Genomic DNA, 14,333 nt, shown 5'->3' with positions numbered 1-14,333 from the left:
TCGTTCGACTGTTTTCCCCTATTTCACCAGTTCGATCTCACCAGGCCGCCAGGAATTGTTGAACCAAGGTTCCAGCGGACCGTACAGGCGAAGGATCATGAACCAGCCCTTGCCCGGGATTGTCTGCACCCAGTTGTTCTCCATTCCCGCCGGGGCTTTCGGTCCGAAATAGACATCCACCGAACCATCCGCATTGGCCTTGACGCCCTTGTTCTGGCTACTGACGCTTGGGGCTTGCTGGTCGGTCTGCACCATCGACCGGGTCTGGTTGTCGTAGACGATGACCGACCAGAAATCCTTGACCGGGACATTTGGCGGCAGGCGCAGCTTGTAGGTCTTGCCGCCATTAAAGGGATTGCCCTCCGAATCCTGAACCGACCACGGATATTGCGAGCCCTCGCCCACCATCTTCTCTTCCATCGCCGGTGTCACGCCGATGGCGAAGTAATAGTAGAAGACAGCACCATCCAGGTTGCTGACACCGGGCGCCGACTCGAACTTGTAGCCGCCAAAAAACGGCAGGCGCCACGTACTGTCAGGATAGAAATACGCATCCTTCGCGCGAACCTTGAAAGCGATCGTCCGGGCCGTCACGGCGCCGATGTTGGCGGCATCGGTGAGGATCTTCTTCATCCGCTCATCGGGATTGAAGGGCTTGCCCTTGACGATGCCGATCGAGGCGAACAGGCCCAAGGTGGTGGGATCGGAACCGTCCGCCGGCTCTTCCTGGATGACCTGGTTCAACAGGCTCCAGAACGAATAGTCGCCTGGCGAGACGAAATTCGCCGGAATTCCGGAGGCATTGACGAATTTCATCGGCGGCGGGTTGGCGGCCTCGTCCAGGCGATAGATCCGCAGGTGCTTCTTGACCGAGTCAACCCCGGGCTGGGTGGAACCGTCTACAACGAAGGCGCGAAAGACGAGGTAGCTGCCGAAAGTGCTCGGCCGCACCACGTGATACCCCGATGGTATGTCGCCCTTGAATCCAGGCGGCAACAGGAGGTACTTGCCGCCTTTGCCCTTATCGGCCCCGGTGATGCCGATGTCGGCCACCCACTTGTACCAGAAGTCGTCGACCATCCCCAGCACCTTGGGCGGTATCTCGGCCACCAACGGTCCCTTGCTCGTGTCGACCCAAACGTAGTTGTAGATCGTGTTATCGTTGGCCGTCAGCTCCACGGACTTCGGATCGACCAGATTTTCCCAGATCACGTCGGTCTGGTTATCAGGCCCGAACTTGCGTATCGAGTCGCGCATGCCGGCCTGATTTACGATCGGAATCGCCAGCAGATAAGCCTGCAGCGCGCGCGAACGGTCGAGGTTGTCGTAGATTTTGTCGACGGTATCGGCCGACGGGTAGCCGTAATTGAGATTCAGCGTCCCGATCGAGGACTCGATCTTATCCGGAACCGCGACGCCCGACGCAAAGGGCGTCGTCATCTTGTAGGTCTGCGCCGTATCGGCAGCAGAAGCAGTACTCAAGCCTATCAGGACTGCCGCGGCGGCGGCGCAAAGCAGTCTCGTCGTACGTATCATTGCTCTCATGGCCGAACCTTTAAAATTGCGTTGGATCTGTGAAATAGAATTCCCTCAGTGCACCACTTACGCTGCGTCGCTTCCGGGCTTAGAGCAACGTAAATTACTGTTACGAGCGTGTAACTAAACCTCGAACGCGATGCGCCCTTCGGGGCAACGAGGCTTCAGTGGCGGGCGTATCGGACGACGTGCTGCGGTCTGAGTGGCACTTCCGTCGCTGCGACGGCTGTGGCTGCCAGCAGGAGATTCCGTCTGGTCGTCATGGTCTGCCCCTCGCTAATGCAGTAGGACGTGTGTGTTGCACGCCGTCGCAAGACGGCTTTGCTTGCGCGACATTCATATTTCTACGGTACTGAGCAGCAAACAGAGTTCGAAACCACTGATTTTACGCCAGGGCTCTGTTATTTCTGGAGTTTTTTGCACGATGTCTACTTAAGGGAACCGGCGGAGCTGTCCTCAATGGTCAACATGAGACGCGAAACGGTCGACCAAAGCCAGCCGATCGATTCTTACAGAGCAGGACTTTTGGAAATAAATCAGCAGCTTAAGGAAGTTTTGGTGGGTGATCACGGGCTCTAACCGTGGACCCGCTGATTAAGAGTAATTGACTTTAGGCTGAAAACGCCACCGCCCAAGTAAAGCTGTTTCCAATGTGCTTAGGACAAAGCACGAGAAACGCCGGAACATATCGCGAATTGGCAACCGATTCTGATCGCTATTTAGATTATTTTCTGTAATTCCACAAACGACCGACACACATTGCCAATGCCGTTCGGCGTTTGGTGAACTAAGGAATTCGATCGGCTGCAGTGCGATGGCGCAACCGATAGAGAACATAAATCGTGGCATTCGGAAGATTTGGAGACGAAGAAGGTCCTTCAGAAATTGAACCGCACGCCAAGGACATTTGCATTGGAGCCTCCGTGCATGTCGCCGAGCGTCCCCCAGGCTCCGGACCGGTGGTGAACCCGCCAGAAGAAATCAACGTCGGGCATGGTTTCGAAGGAAAGGTTCAACTCGGGGCCGAGATAGAACAGGGTTCTGGCATTCCCGTTGCGTTCCAGCTCGTTCTGGCGCTCCCGTCCCTCCTGGGCATGCGTGACATAGCTGATGCCAAACGTAAGGGCTGGCGAGATACGGACAGCATCGCCAATCTCGAAACCGTCGTAGCGACCGACGACGCCGCCCCAGAATTCCGCATTCGGATGCCCGCCGAATCTTCCGGCGAGCCCCGCTTCCAGTCCAAACCTGAAGGAGCCCATCCTTACCGGGAAGTACTGGTAGCCGAGGCCGACGATCGGGAGGTCGGCGTATTTGACGCCGAAAGGATTGGCTGACTGGAACATGTCCGCGTCGACCATCGTGCCGCCGAAGGCGAATACCGACTGATCGACGTCGCGGTTCTGTGCCTGCGCGTCGGTTGTTCCCAAGAACGGCATCGTGGCAGCGCCGAGCAGCAGAGCAAGCGGGATGGCAGTTGAAGCCTTCATATCGGACTATTCCTGCACTTCATGTTTTCTCCGGCGCGCGCGTGCATCCACTTTGCGGAAGTCCGCCTAAGATTTCTTGAATAGGCAGGTTCAAAAGGTCGACGTCAAGTTTTGCGGTACAGACCTCCGGGAATGACGCCTGACGTTGATCGCGCTAGTGGCAGCCTTGCGTGTGAGCCGTGCGACGCTACCCTCGGCATCACAGCGCCTGGGGCCGGAGGGGAAACCCTCCGGCCAATTCTTCGATCCGTGCTCTTGTCGAGTCGACTACCCCGAAAAATCACTATCACTAGTGAGAGTAGCCAACCGCAACCGATGCGCCTTAGCCTCCGATCAAAGGAGACCATCATGGAAGCAACCCCCTTCATCACCGAGCTTGACGACGACGATTTGCGTGAGTTTTGCCTAGTGGGCATCTTCCACCTTGCTCATGCAAATTGGGTCAACGGGGTCGACGACGACGTGTCGTGCGACGTGCTCGAAGAGGCCTACCAGCGCGGTTGGACCGACATGCACATCGTGTTCGAGAAGGCATCAGTGAATTAGCTAGGCCTTGAGAACGGCAACCCGCGCCCTACCATCTTCTGCGGGAGGACACGCCATGCCGAAAATCGCCGCGCCGAAGCATCCCAAATGCCATCCAGATCGCGACCTCCATTGCCAGGAGGCGATAGAAGCCGAATTTCAGTCGATTGCCGATCGGGCCTTCCAGGCCGGACGGTCACGCGAGGAAGTGGCGACGGCGCTGATGGAACTTGCCGACAACAATTTCCTCGCGATGAATTCGAATGCCGAGATGTTCGAGATTGGCGCCGGTGTCGTGTTGCTCGCACGCAAGCGGCACTCGCCTCTCCTGCAGGAGGACACGCCACGTGGACATTAGCTGGCTGCAAGTGCTCACCCTGCTTATACCAACTTTGCACATGGCGACCATAGCTGCTGCGGTATGGTCACAGAGCGATCCGGCGCAAGACGACCCTGATGCGCGTGTGATAGAGACTATTTGTTTCTGAGACGAGGAACTTCCGATGACCGAGAAGACCTTCTTGACGATTGCGGCCGCAATATTCGGGATCGTTGCAATGGTGCACTTGGTTCGCATTCTCATAGGTTTTTCGGTTGTCATCGACGGCTGGACAGTTCCTATGTGGGTAAGTTGGGTCGGCCTCATCGTCAGCGGTGGCTTGAGCTACTACGGCGCCAAGCTCGCCAAGTTGATCTAATCTGGTGGGCTTTCCGTGGCCGTTTCGATCTCCAGCCACATGTAGTGGGCCGCCCCAGGCCCCCTCCTATAAGTCGGCCGACGGTTTCCGGACCGAATGGCAGAAGCTGATGAAGAAGCACGAGTTCACACGGTTCCGCGACGAGCGGATTGACTTTCACGGATTGCGCAAAAACGCGGTCATCAATCTGCTGGAAGTTGGGTGCACCGAGAACCAGGTCGGGGCGATCTGCAACATGTCGGCGCAGATGGTTCAGCACTACGGCCGAGAGGTCGCGCTGCGGTCATTGGCGAAGGACGCAATGAAGCTGATGGAGGCTCGTTGGAGCGAGATTGAACCGGCTGCTTTCCGGAACAAGAACGCAATGTAAATTGGAATCCGTTTCCAAATTCTTGGAAACCGGCAACTTCTTACAGAGCAGGAATTTTGGAAATAAATCAGCGGCTTAAGGAAGTTTTGGTGGGTGATCACGGGCTCGAACCGTGGACCCGCTGATTAAGAGTCAGCTGCTCTACCAACTGAGCTAATCACCCATCCGGACCGCTTCGGTGTTTGTCGCTGCGGTCTGGAGGGGCGTATAAAGGCGTTCTTTCGGCTTGTCTAGCGTCCTTTGTAAAATTCTTGGGAAAAAATTTCAGACGGGCGGAAAACAGGCTTTTTCCACAGGATCTGCCGCCCTTCTCGCCAACTGCGTTGGATGCACCCACCATAAGCCTCTGAAACAACACGCCGTCTTTTCCCCTGCCCGACCTTGAACGCCGCGTCTGTGGCGAATGCATGCCTCCCAAAGCATATCGCGGCCTCGGGACGACGACATGCATCAGGCTAAATACATCGAGGACAAGAACCCAAGCGCATGTCGCGCAAAAGCGTGCAGCCGGTTTGCGGGTAGCGACACGCCTAAAGTCCGACTGGCCAACCCCAGGGATCGCGGCACGCTACAAGCGCCCTGACATCCGCCCCTGCGCCATGCTCCCTTAAAGCAGCAGCTCGCCGGCGGCGATCTTCACTGCATGGCCGCCGATGCGCGCCGTGTTGATCTGGCCGCCCGCCACATCGAGATGCAGGCGGATGAAGGACGGCCGCCCCATCTCCACCCCTTGCTCGATCAGAAAGGGGTGGTGGCCATCGACCAGCTGGTCGAAGTGGTGGATGGCACCGGAAAGTGCTGCCGCCGCCGCACCCGTTGCCGGGTCCTCGGCAAGGCCCATCTCGGGCCTGAACATGCGGGTGTGGAACCGCGCCGTGTGGTTGATGCCGCCGCGACAATAGAGATAGGCAGACGCTAGGCGTCCTTCGGCAAGCGGCGCCAGATGCTCCCAGCGCTGCGGGTCGAATTCGACGGTAGCGGCCGCGGATACATCGTGCAGCGGCACCATGACGAAGGGAACGCCGGCGCTCCAGAAGGACGGCGCATGGTTCTCGAAGCCGATCTGCGAGGTCTTCAGGCTCAGCGCGTCGGCAAGCGCCTGCTTGTCGAAGCGGGCGTCGAGCCGGGTCGATCTGCGCGGCAGGTCGAATTCGGCAAAGCTCGCCTCGCCCGGCTTGATGCGCACGGCGCAGCGCACCGGCCCCACCTTCTCCTCCAGTACCTGCACGAGATCGGCGCTCTCCTCAGCCATGCCGTGGGCTCTTTCGGCGATCGCCACCGCAGCACCTACGGTCGGATGCCCGGCAAAGGGAAGCTCGCGCCCCGGCGTGAAGATGCGCAGCCGCGCCGTATGCGCCGCCCCGCCCGGCCGGCGGATGAACACCGTCTCCGAAAGGTTGAACTCCTGCGCGATCGTCTGCATCGCCTGATCGTCGAGTGCATCCGCCCCGAAGACGACGGCCAGCGGATTGCCCTCCAGCCGGTTCTGCGTGAAGACATCGTAGATCGCGTAGCTGAGCGGCATTTATTCCCCCTTGCGAATATAGTCCGGCCACGAACTTGCAATGTCATCGCCCGGGCGGCAAGCGCAAAAACGCCATCGTGCACCACACCCATCGTTATCCGATCCCCCTCGCCACTGGGCCGAAAACAAGGCCGCCGTTGACCGCATGGGACACCCGTCAGCGGCACGACTGCGCAAGAACGCCCCTGCCGGTGCCGGAAAAGTGATCGCCGCGGCCGCCAATGCGCGACCGTGCCGCGGATTTGGTGCTGATCTCATGCATGGCGCCCGAAAATGTCCCGCGCTTCCGCGTCACGACGTGCATAGGGCGAGAAGCCAAAGCACTTCCAGGAAAAGTGCGAAGCGGATTTCCGTCAGGAAAAGCTAAGAACAAAGAGGTAGAGCGCTTCTGCGACCCCGTCGAAACGGGCAACACTTCAAAACACAACGCAGCAAACCGATCTTGAACGACGTGATCTACAGCGCCGCGCATCTATTAGACGCGCAAAGGTCGCTGTAGCACTTTGAATGGCTGCATGTTTTTATCCTTAAATCGAATAGGATTTAAGGAGCGGGCAGTAGCGCATGCAGCAAACGATGCGACGGGCGGATGACACGACGATCTGGTGGGCCTTGGCGCTTGCGCTGGTGCTGCATGCCTTCGCCTTCGCCGCATTCTCGCGCCTGCCGCCGAAGCTGATGCCCCCGCCGGGCGCCGTAGACAGCATCGAGGTCGAAATCCTGGCCGGCGTGCCGGAAAAGCCGAAACCTGCCGTGCCCGCGTCGGAAGCGAGCCTGCCGGTGCCAGAACCGCAGCGCGAAAATCTGAAGACGCCGGCCAAGACGACCGACGAGCGCCCCCGCGGCAACCAGCCCGCGCCGCAGGCCCCAGGCATGGTGCACGCCCAAAACCTCTATTCCGCCGGCATCCTCGCCTCGCCGCGTAGCCGCCAGGCGCGTAAGGGTCTGGCGCAGCTGGCGCCCGAAGAGCGCGTGGTGCAGCTCTGCAATCTCGAAGCGATGGAACAGGTCCACCGCTGGAAGGCCGACCTCGATCCGGATTACCTCGTCGCCTATGCCCTGTCGGGCGTGAAGTTCTCCGGGGAAACGCTGAAGACCAATGGCGGAGCGTTTCGCAGCAAACGGCAATGGTGGCGCATCGCCTATTCCTGCTCGGTCACGCCGGATCGAACGACAGTGGTCGGCTTCGACTTCAAGGTCGGCGATGCCATCCCGCGCGAGCAATGGCAGGACCTTGGGCTTCCCATCGCCGACACTGCCGCCGACTGATGGTCGCGACCATCCCCTCGCATTACCCGCCCTTCGCCATCGCTCCGGCGCCAAACCGTTATGGCGCGTTGCGCCAAAACCGGGGCCGCATGGAGATGTTGCGTTGCGTTAAATAGCGCGCGCAATTCCTTGAATAAATTCAGGCATTTGCCCATCATGATCCGGGCCCGTGAGGTACCCCGTGTCGCGTCCCATTCCGGCCTTCGTCAATGCAATGACACGAAAATCACCCTCATAGCCGCTCGGGATCGCTCCTATCGCCCAGTTACCAAAAAATCCCGCCATTGACACATACCGACCGTATGGTATGTTGGTTAAATGCCCAGACCAACAAAGCAATCACCCGAACGCGGCAACGCACGGATCCGGCTTCTCGATGCGGCGCGCGATGTCATTCGCGCAAAAGGCTTTGCGGCCACCAGCGTCGACGACCTCTGCCGTGCGGCTGACGTCACCAAGGGCGCGTTCTTCCACCATTTCGCCAGCAAGGACGCGCTCGGCGTCGCTGCGGCCGATTACTGGGCGGAAACGACGACCGACTTTTTCGCCGCCGCCCCCTATCACGGACCGCCCGATCCGCTGGCGCGCGTTCTCGCCTACGTCGCCTTCCGCAAGGCGATCATCCTCGGTGAAATCACCGAGTTCACCTGTCTGGTCGGCACGCTGGCGCAGGAGGTCTATGCCAGCGCGCCCGACATTCGCGAGGCTTGCGCCCGCAGCATCTTCGGTCATACCGCCACGCTCGAAGCCGACATCGAGGCCGCACGCAGCGACCGCGGCATTGTCGACGCCTGGACGGCCGAAAGCCTGGCCCGGCACACGCAGGCCGTCATCCAGGGCGGCTTCGTGCTCGCCAAGGCCGGCAACGACCCCGAGCTTGCGCGCGAAAGCCTCGACCATCTCGACCGGTACATCCGGCACCTGTTTCACGTCACTTGAGGAGGATGCGACATGAGCGATACCACCCATATCGGATGCGCCTGCGGACAGACACGGCTGAAAGTGCAGGGAGCGCCGATCCTTGTTTCCGAATGCCTTTGCGACAGCTGCAGGGCGGCCGCCGCCCGCCTTGGCGCCCTGCCCGGCGCCCGCAACATCCTGACTTCCTATGAGGCCACCCCCAGCGCCGAATACCGCAAGGACCGGATCACGATTGTCTCCGGCGAGGAGAACCTCAGCGAATTCCGGCTGTCAGAGGGTGCGGGCTCACGCCGCGTCGTCGCCACCTGCTGCAACACGCCGATGTTTTTGGAAATGAAGGGCGCGCACTGGCTCAGCCTCTATCTGCACCTCTGGCCGGCCGAGACGCGGCCGAAGGCCGAGCTGCGCACCATGGTCGGCGACCTGCCCGACGCTTCCTGGCTGCCCAAGGACATCCCCAACCTGAAGACCCACACCGTATCCTTCTACGCCAAGCTTCTCTGGGCCTGGATCGCCATGGGCTTCCGCAACCCGAAGATCGCAATAGCGCGCAAGATCGAGGCCTGACGCCGGCGTGCGGATGGGTCGGCACATGTCGGCCTTCCGTCTCGCGCCCCTGCCAGCGGCGCTGCACCAGCAACGCGACATCATGCCCACCAGCCCGGACCCCGCATCTGGCGAGCGCTGCTGACTGCATATCTGCGCACCCAACCACAGCAATCAACCGCGCGATGCGAGCATCGTCATGAAAATGGGCGTCCCGACCACGACGCCGGCGAAGACAAACAACGGTCCGTAAATCAGCGCGCTCAGCGGGATGATGGAGACACACGCCCGCAAACCGTCATTCAGGCAGTTGTGCGTCCCGCCCTCGAAAATGCCGTAGACGGGTAGAAACAACCCCGCGATGATCAGGCTGGAAGCAAACGCCAATGCGGCGGATAGGATGAGGCAAGCGAGTGTCTTCATGCTTTACGGCTATAGGATTTTGGTGATCCGAGCCAACGCCCGACCATTGGGCACCATCGGGGTCGGATACGCATTGAATGCGGCTACGCGGAAGAGTTGCCTTTACCTTGCCGAAACTGCTCTTGCGATAATCTCGGATGAAATCCTGTCACGACGCCCATCAACATCGACAAATGCCCAGCACAACAAAGCGGCTACTCAACAAGCTCAGGGAGATGGAGGCGCGGCGCGGCGTCGAACGCCCACCGTCTCGGGGGCTTTTGTCGCCGTTCGCCAGGGGATTGGCGGAATTCCTGCAGGACTATCGCCGCATCACCTCGTTTTATGCCGGGTCGTTTTCCATCGTCATCTATTGTGCATTCGCCAGCTACGTGGGTGCCATCGTCGCACTGCTGTTCCAGTGGCCCGCGATCTATCCGGCCGCAGCCGCCTGCCTAGCCACGATCATTCTTCGGCATTGGGTCCGAAACGCCAAAAAGAGGCACGATCGACATTATCGACCGTGACGCCGTGTCCTCCCTGACGACCGATGTGCAGGCGCCGCCGCACCGCCACAATGCGGATTGTACCGATAGCTTTGCCATGTAATGTGCCGGCCATGGATAAGACCACGACATTCCCGATCTCGCTCTCCGGTTTTGAGATCGAAGGGCTGATTGAAGCGGATGCACCGCGACTGATGCCGCTTTACCAGAACTGTCAGGACTATGTGGTTTTGGAGCGCGGCCATCCACCGGATGCAACCGTGGCGATCGAAGAATTTCAAAGCTTTCCGCCGGGCAGAACCGAGGCCGACAAGTTCGTCTTCGGATTGAAATCGGGCGCCGGGAACCTCATCGGCATGCTCGCCTGCGACCGCAATTATCCGCAGGAGAAGTCCTGGTGGATCGCCTTGCTGATGATCGATCCGGCCTTTCGCCGGCACGGCGCGGCGAAAACACTCTGCGACGACTTCTTCAGCTGGCTGAAGACACAAGGCGCGGACCGCGTGGAGCTCGCCGTCTTCGCAGAGAATGAACAGGGCCTTCGCTTCTGGGAAGGCCAGGGCTTCGAGATGGTGCGCACCGCAGGGCCGGTCCCCATCGGGACAAAGCAGCACAGAATGGAAGTCTTGGGTCGATCGCTGTGAGCGTCTCAATTCCGCACGGTTGACGGTTGCGCCGATCGTTCGCCGAAAAGCCAACGCCGACCGTTTGAATCAGCCCCTGCCATTTTCCGGCATACGCCAAGCAGCCGCGCGCCGCCCATGGATAGCGCCGCCGTTCGCCGCCTGCCGACGAACAGGGCCGCTCCGCGCACCGGTTGACCACATCTCAAAGACGACGCGCTCCGCCGCCGCACAGCGCAATGGCCATGCCCCCGAGACATCGTCACCGCTTTCCGTCAAACAGCCAGGTGAGGATCGGCAAAATGAACGGCGGATAGTTGTGCGCACCCGGATCCGGCCCCCAGATGGCGATCGCCTCGTCGATCTCCGGCTCGGGATCGCCGGCGATATGGGCGGCCACCCTTGCAACCAGCGCTTCCGCCGTTTCCGCCACCCGGTAGAGCCGGAACACCGTCACCGCCCGCCCCATGTGCAGCACGTGATAGCCGGGTTCGGCAGTCGCGGCATCGAGGTCGATGCCGGTTTCCTCCAGCGCCTCGCGGCGGATATTGCCTGGAATGTCGCAGCGGCCGTCGACCACGTCATCAGGCTCCAGCGAGCCCGAGGGGCTGTAGACCCGGGCCGGATTGGCCGTGTGCGATCCCATGCGCACCAGGATCAGGGCACCATCGGACGACACGATCACCGGCATGGCGAACAGGTGGAAGGCGGCGTCCGCGCGGGTCTTGCGCCACCACAGAAAGGTCGAATAGGGCACCACATGCCCCTCGCCGACCACGCGGCCGTCCTCGATCCGGAGCGCCCGCTGCAGCACCATCTGCCCGTCGAAGAGATGCGGGTTAGCGGCGATCTCCGCCCGCCAGTTTTCCTGCGCGGTATCCACCTGATCGAGATGGAAGGGATGCGGGCCCTCCTTCACCCGGATATCGACGCCTGAGATCGGCAGGATCTCGCCTTCTTCGGGCCAGTGGGCAAGGTTGCTTTCGAGAGTATCCATCGTCACACGTCCAGTGTCATGGCCACGGGGCAATGGTCCGATGCCTTCGGCCGGTCCCAGCCGGTGCGCGGATAGCGCTCCACCTCCTGCCCCGGCGGAAAGATCGTGCGGAAGGGCTGGCCGCCGCGGATGATTTCCGGCACTTGGGCTGCATTGCGCTGCGCGAGCGCCGGCGACAGCCAGATATAGTCGAGCTGGCAGAGGTGCCGCTCCTGCGGCCCGCGGCTGTGAAACAGCGTCCAGCGGTCGAGCACCGGCCGGCGCAGCATCGGGTTTTCGACAAAACCGTCTGCAGTCAGCACATCGAGCGCGCTTTCCTCCTCCTCGCGCGGCACGAACTCGTAGCCGTTGCGCCGGTCGCCAAGGATGTCGACCTTCTCCTGATAATCATTCATGTCGCCGCAGATCGCGAACATCTTGTCAGCCGTATGCCCGCGACCAAAGCGGCTTTCGATGATATGGCGCACGGCCTTGGCCTCGGCCACCCGCACCGGCATCGTCGCCTGGCGCCCGTCGAGCCCGTCGCGTGCCGGCCCCATGGATTTGAAATGCACGACATAAAGCGTCAGCGGCCGCCCGCCGATCCGCAGGTCCAGTTCCAGGCAATCACGCTTGAAGATCCGGTCGTTCGGCCGGCTGGAGGCAGCGAGCGCATCGTTGAAGATATCGAGATCCGCATAGGTCAGCCCCGCATGGCTCTTCACCTCGAGGCACTCGATCGGCTGGCCATCGCGCGTTTCCTCGCGCATCAGCACCGCCACGTCGATCCCGCGCGAATCATTGCCCTCGATCAGGTATTTCTGGCGATAGCCGTTGCCGACCATGCGGAAGAGATAGTTGTACTCAAACGCCTGCAGCGACGCCATGTTGTCGGCCTCCTGCAAACACAGAATATCCGCATCGCAATCGGCAATCGCCAGCGCCGACATCTGCCGCGTATCATCCGTATGCGCGATCGTCCGCGCCTCCTCCAGCCGCTGATACTCCGCCTCGCTCTTCACCTCGAAGAGTCTGAGCACCCGGTCCTGCTTGAGCTGATTGCGGAAGCCGGAAAAATCGAAGCGGCTCATGAGATTTTCAATATTGAAGGTGGCAAGTCGAAGGGACATCAAGCAATTCCATAACTGAATTGCCGCGGAGATTAGGCATTGAAGCGCAAATGTCGAGGGCGATTTCCCGGCAGGTGCGGGAGCCTCTCCTGAGTGGCCCCCAACGCTTGTTGTCCAGCGAACGGTCAGTGATGTGGAAAGCACACGCCTGCGTGTCTTCGAAACAACCGAAGACCACCGTGAAGGCGAAAACCAAGAGTTTTTTCGTGCCGACAAAGGCGACCCCATGAGAAACCGCCGGAATACAGCAAATGAAGCGGATGGATTTCTGCCCGCTGCTTGATGCAGCAGCCATGGCCCAGCGTTGTTTCCGCGCCGGTGTCGAGCTGGTCTATTCGCGGTCCCAAGCCTGACGGCGGTGGGCGCATGGCCAACGTGCCGAGCGCCGGCACGTTGGCGTTCCTAGGCACCGCGCGAATTCCTCGCTGCATGAAAGCTTTTGCCGCGTTAGCCCGATTTTCGTTCTGGCTGGATATTCTGGTTGAGCCGGAAGAGATTGCCAGGATCGTACTTGGCTTTAAGCGCCGCCAGCCGTGCATGGTTGCCACCATAGGCCTGGGCGACCCTTTCGGTTTCATCCTCCGGCATGAAGTTGACGTAGACGCCACCTGTCGCATGTGGCGCAGCCGCGGCAAAGATTGCCCGCGCCCAATCGATGGAGGGTTGTTCGTCGGCCTGGTCACGCCACCTGGTGTGAACGTTCATGACAAACTTGGCCTCGCGATGCGGATAGGCGGTCGCGTCGGGTGCCACGCGGCTGCTGGCACCACCGAGCTGCCCGATGAAGATTTCACATTCATCAGTCGGCAACGTCCCTATATGTTCGCTCAGGATCTCAAACAACCCGTCGCTCAGGGCCGTGAAATTGTGCGACTTCCAATAGTTGAATGCCCCTGGCGTGAGAAGCGGATCGAATGCCGTCTGCCATGCGGAATATGGCTGCACGCCGACGACGTCGGCGATCGGTTCGCCAAGCGAACGCAGTGGTTCAAGTGCCTCCTCGGCTCTGCTCGGCTCACCGGCATAGCAGACGGCGAAGACGAGGATTTCCTTGCCGTGCACCTCTTCGGGCAGGAACGGCAATGGCGGCGCCTTACGCAGGACCACCCAAATGGTAAGATCGTCGGACGCAGCGGCCGCCACGCGGCGATACCCCGCAAGAAGTTCACGGGCGTGGGCAAACGGATGAACGATCAGCCCGGATACCAGATCGGGACCGACCGGATGCAGCTTGAACTCGAACGACGTGACCACGCCAAAATTTCCACCGCCGCCGCGAAGAGCCCAGAATAGGTCCGGATTTTCCGTTGTGTTTGCATGGACAAGCTCGCCGTCGGCGGTCACCACATCGGCCGAAATCAGATTGTCTACCGTGAATCCGTATTTGCGACTGAGCCACCCGAAACCACCCCCAAGCGTGAGACCGGCCACCCCTGTGGTTGAGTTGATACCGAGCGGGGTGGCAAGACCGAACGCCTGCGCCTCTTTGTCGAACTCTCCGAGCGTCGCGCCAGGCTCGACCCTCGCGGTGCGTGCCTTGTCATCGACCCGGACAGAACGCATCGGCGAAAGATCGATCAAAAGTCCGCCTTCGCAGACGGCATTGCCGGATATGTTGTGACCGCCACCGCGTACAGAGAGGAGCAATCCGTTGTCGCGGGCAAACTGCACCGCCTTTACGACATCTCCTGCGCCATGGCAGCGCACCACAGCCCCAGGCCGCCGATCGATCATGGCGTTCCAGATTGTCCTGGCCTCGTCGTAACCAGCCTGGCCGGCCAAACACACGTTCCCGCGACACCGAGTTCCCAACATC

General features: G+C 60.5%; 16 protein-coding genes, 1 tRNA gene and 1 pseudogene. 9 read left to right on the top strand and 9 right to left on the bottom strand.

The features are described from left to right. Window positions 1-18 precede the first annotated feature (18 nt). Together ASD00_RS09250 and ASD00_RS09240 are read right to left on the bottom strand one after the other, a co-directional pair. Window positions 19-1,536, bottom strand: coding sequence for a DUF1254 domain-containing protein (locus ASD00_RS09250; RefSeq protein WP_057206224.1), 1,518 nt, complete (start codon window positions 1,534-1,536; stop codon window positions 19-21). An 878-nt stretch (window positions 1,537-2,414) separates the two neighbouring features. Next, window positions 2,415-3,026: a hypothetical protein gene (locus tag ASD00_RS09240; protein ID WP_025427503.1), complete on the bottom strand. Its 612-nt coding sequence runs from the start codon at window positions 3,024-3,026 to the stop codon at window positions 2,415-2,417. 348 nt (window positions 3,027-3,374) lie between these two features. On the opposite strand from ASD00_RS09240, the gene ASD00_RS09235 reads away from it, so the two are divergent. From ASD00_RS09235 to ASD00_RS09220, 4 genes and pseudogenes are all read left to right on the top strand, one after another. Continuing rightward, a complete protein-coding gene (locus ASD00_RS09235) occupies window positions 3,375-3,572 on the top strand; it encodes a hypothetical protein (protein WP_025427504.1) in 198 nt (65 codons plus the stop codon). Between the two features lie 55 nt (window positions 3,573-3,627). Continuing rightward, window positions 3,628-3,909 (top strand): hypothetical protein, encoded by a 282-nt coding sequence (locus tag ASD00_RS09230; protein ID WP_025427505.1) that lies wholly within the window; start codon window positions 3,628-3,630, stop codon window positions 3,907-3,909. Between the two features lie 145 nt (window positions 3,910-4,054). Continuing rightward, complete coding sequence (locus ASD00_RS09225) at window positions 4,055-4,249, top strand: hypothetical protein (protein ID WP_025427506.1); 195 nt, start codon at window positions 4,055-4,057, stop codon at window positions 4,247-4,249. A gap of 55 nt (window positions 4,250-4,304) precedes the next feature. Then, a pseudogene (locus ASD00_RS09220) lies at window positions 4,305-4,619 on the top strand (hypothetical protein); the annotation flags it as partial. A gap of 87 nt (window positions 4,620-4,706) precedes the next feature. On the opposite strand, the gene ASD00_RS09215 reads toward ASD00_RS09220, so the two are convergent. Together ASD00_RS09215 and ASD00_RS09210 are read right to left on the bottom strand one after the other, a co-directional pair. Continuing rightward, a tRNA-Lys gene (locus tag ASD00_RS09215) sits at window positions 4,707-4,782 on the bottom strand. Window positions 4,783-5,226: 444 nt separating this feature from the next. Next, the gene (locus ASD00_RS09210) at window positions 5,227-6,144 is read right to left on the bottom strand and encodes a PhzF family phenazine biosynthesis protein (protein WP_057206218.1); all 918 of its coding nucleotides are present in this window, start codon (window positions 6,142-6,144) and stop codon (window positions 5,227-5,229) included. 564 nt (window positions 6,145-6,708) lie between these two features. Between ASD00_RS09210 and ASD00_RS38535 the strand changes: the two genes are divergently transcribed. The 3 genes from ASD00_RS38535 (at window position 6,709) to ASD00_RS09195 (ending at window position 8,901) form a co-directional block, all read left to right on the top strand. After that, entirely contained in the window at window positions 6,709-7,413 is a 705-nt protein-coding gene (locus ASD00_RS38535) for a DUF930 domain-containing protein (RefSeq protein ID WP_025427509.1), read from the top strand. A 318-nt stretch (window positions 7,414-7,731) separates the two neighbouring features. Continuing rightward, window positions 7,732-8,352 (top strand): TetR/AcrR family transcriptional regulator, encoded by a 621-nt coding sequence (locus ASD00_RS09200; RefSeq protein WP_038576209.1) that lies wholly within the window; start codon window positions 7,732-7,734, stop codon window positions 8,350-8,352. A gap of 12 nt (window positions 8,353-8,364) precedes the next feature. Beyond that, complete coding sequence (locus ASD00_RS09195) at window positions 8,365-8,901, top strand: DUF6151 family protein (RefSeq protein ID WP_025427510.1); 537 nt, start codon at window positions 8,365-8,367, stop codon at window positions 8,899-8,901. A gap of 153 nt (window positions 8,902-9,054) precedes the next feature. Here ASD00_RS09195 and ASD00_RS09190 read toward each other — a convergent pair whose 3' ends face one another. Further along, window positions 9,055-9,303 (bottom strand): hypothetical protein, encoded by a 249-nt coding sequence (locus ASD00_RS09190; protein ID WP_025427511.1) that lies wholly within the window; start codon window positions 9,301-9,303, stop codon window positions 9,055-9,057. A gap of 173 nt (window positions 9,304-9,476) precedes the next feature. On the opposite strand from ASD00_RS09190, the gene ASD00_RS09185 reads away from it, so the two are divergent. Continuing rightward, window positions 9,477-9,809 carry a hypothetical protein gene (locus tag ASD00_RS09185; protein WP_025427512.1) on the top strand — a complete coding sequence of 111 codons (333 nt, stop codon included), beginning with the start codon at window positions 9,477-9,479 and terminating at the stop codon, window positions 9,807-9,809. A 92-nt stretch (window positions 9,810-9,901) separates the two neighbouring features. Beyond that, complete coding sequence (locus tag ASD00_RS09180; protein WP_025427513.1) at window positions 9,902-10,432, top strand: GNAT family N-acetyltransferase; 531 nt, start codon at window positions 9,902-9,904, stop codon at window positions 10,430-10,432. Window positions 10,433-10,673: 241 nt separating this feature from the next. On the opposite strand, the gene ASD00_RS09175 is transcribed toward ASD00_RS09180, so the two are convergent. From ASD00_RS09175 to ASD00_RS09165, 4 genes are all read right to left on the bottom strand, one after another. Beyond that, entirely contained in the window at window positions 10,674-11,408 is a 735-nt protein-coding gene (locus ASD00_RS09175) for an NUDIX hydrolase (protein WP_025427514.1), read from the bottom strand. Window positions 11,409-11,410: 2 nt separating this feature from the next. Then, window positions 11,411-12,517: an endonuclease/exonuclease/phosphatase family protein gene (locus ASD00_RS09170; RefSeq protein ID WP_025427515.1), complete on the bottom strand. Its 1,107-nt coding sequence runs from the start codon at window positions 12,515-12,517 to the stop codon at window positions 11,411-11,413. Further along, window positions 12,486-12,812: a hypothetical protein gene (locus tag ASD00_RS39855; RefSeq protein WP_128090503.1), complete on the bottom strand. Its 327-nt coding sequence runs from the start codon at window positions 12,810-12,812 to the stop codon at window positions 12,486-12,488. The genes ASD00_RS09170 and ASD00_RS39855 overlap by 32 nt, the downstream gene beginning before the upstream one ends. 152 nt (window positions 12,813-12,964) lie before the next feature. Further along, on the bottom strand, window positions 12,965-14,332 hold the full coding sequence (locus ASD00_RS09165) for an FAD-binding oxidoreductase (protein ID WP_225906321.1): 1,368 nt from the start codon (window positions 14,330-14,332) through the stop codon (window positions 12,965-12,967). Between the last annotated feature and the right edge of the window lies 1 nt (window position 14,333).

It is taken from the genome of Ensifer sp. Root31, assembly GCF_001424825.1.
GTDB classification, from domain to species: domain Bacteria; phylum Pseudomonadota; class Alphaproteobacteria; order Rhizobiales; family Rhizobiaceae; genus Ensifer; species Ensifer canadensis.
The sequence above is the reverse complement of the archived record's forward strand: the minus strand, read 5'-3'. Positions and strand labels throughout refer to the sequence as shown.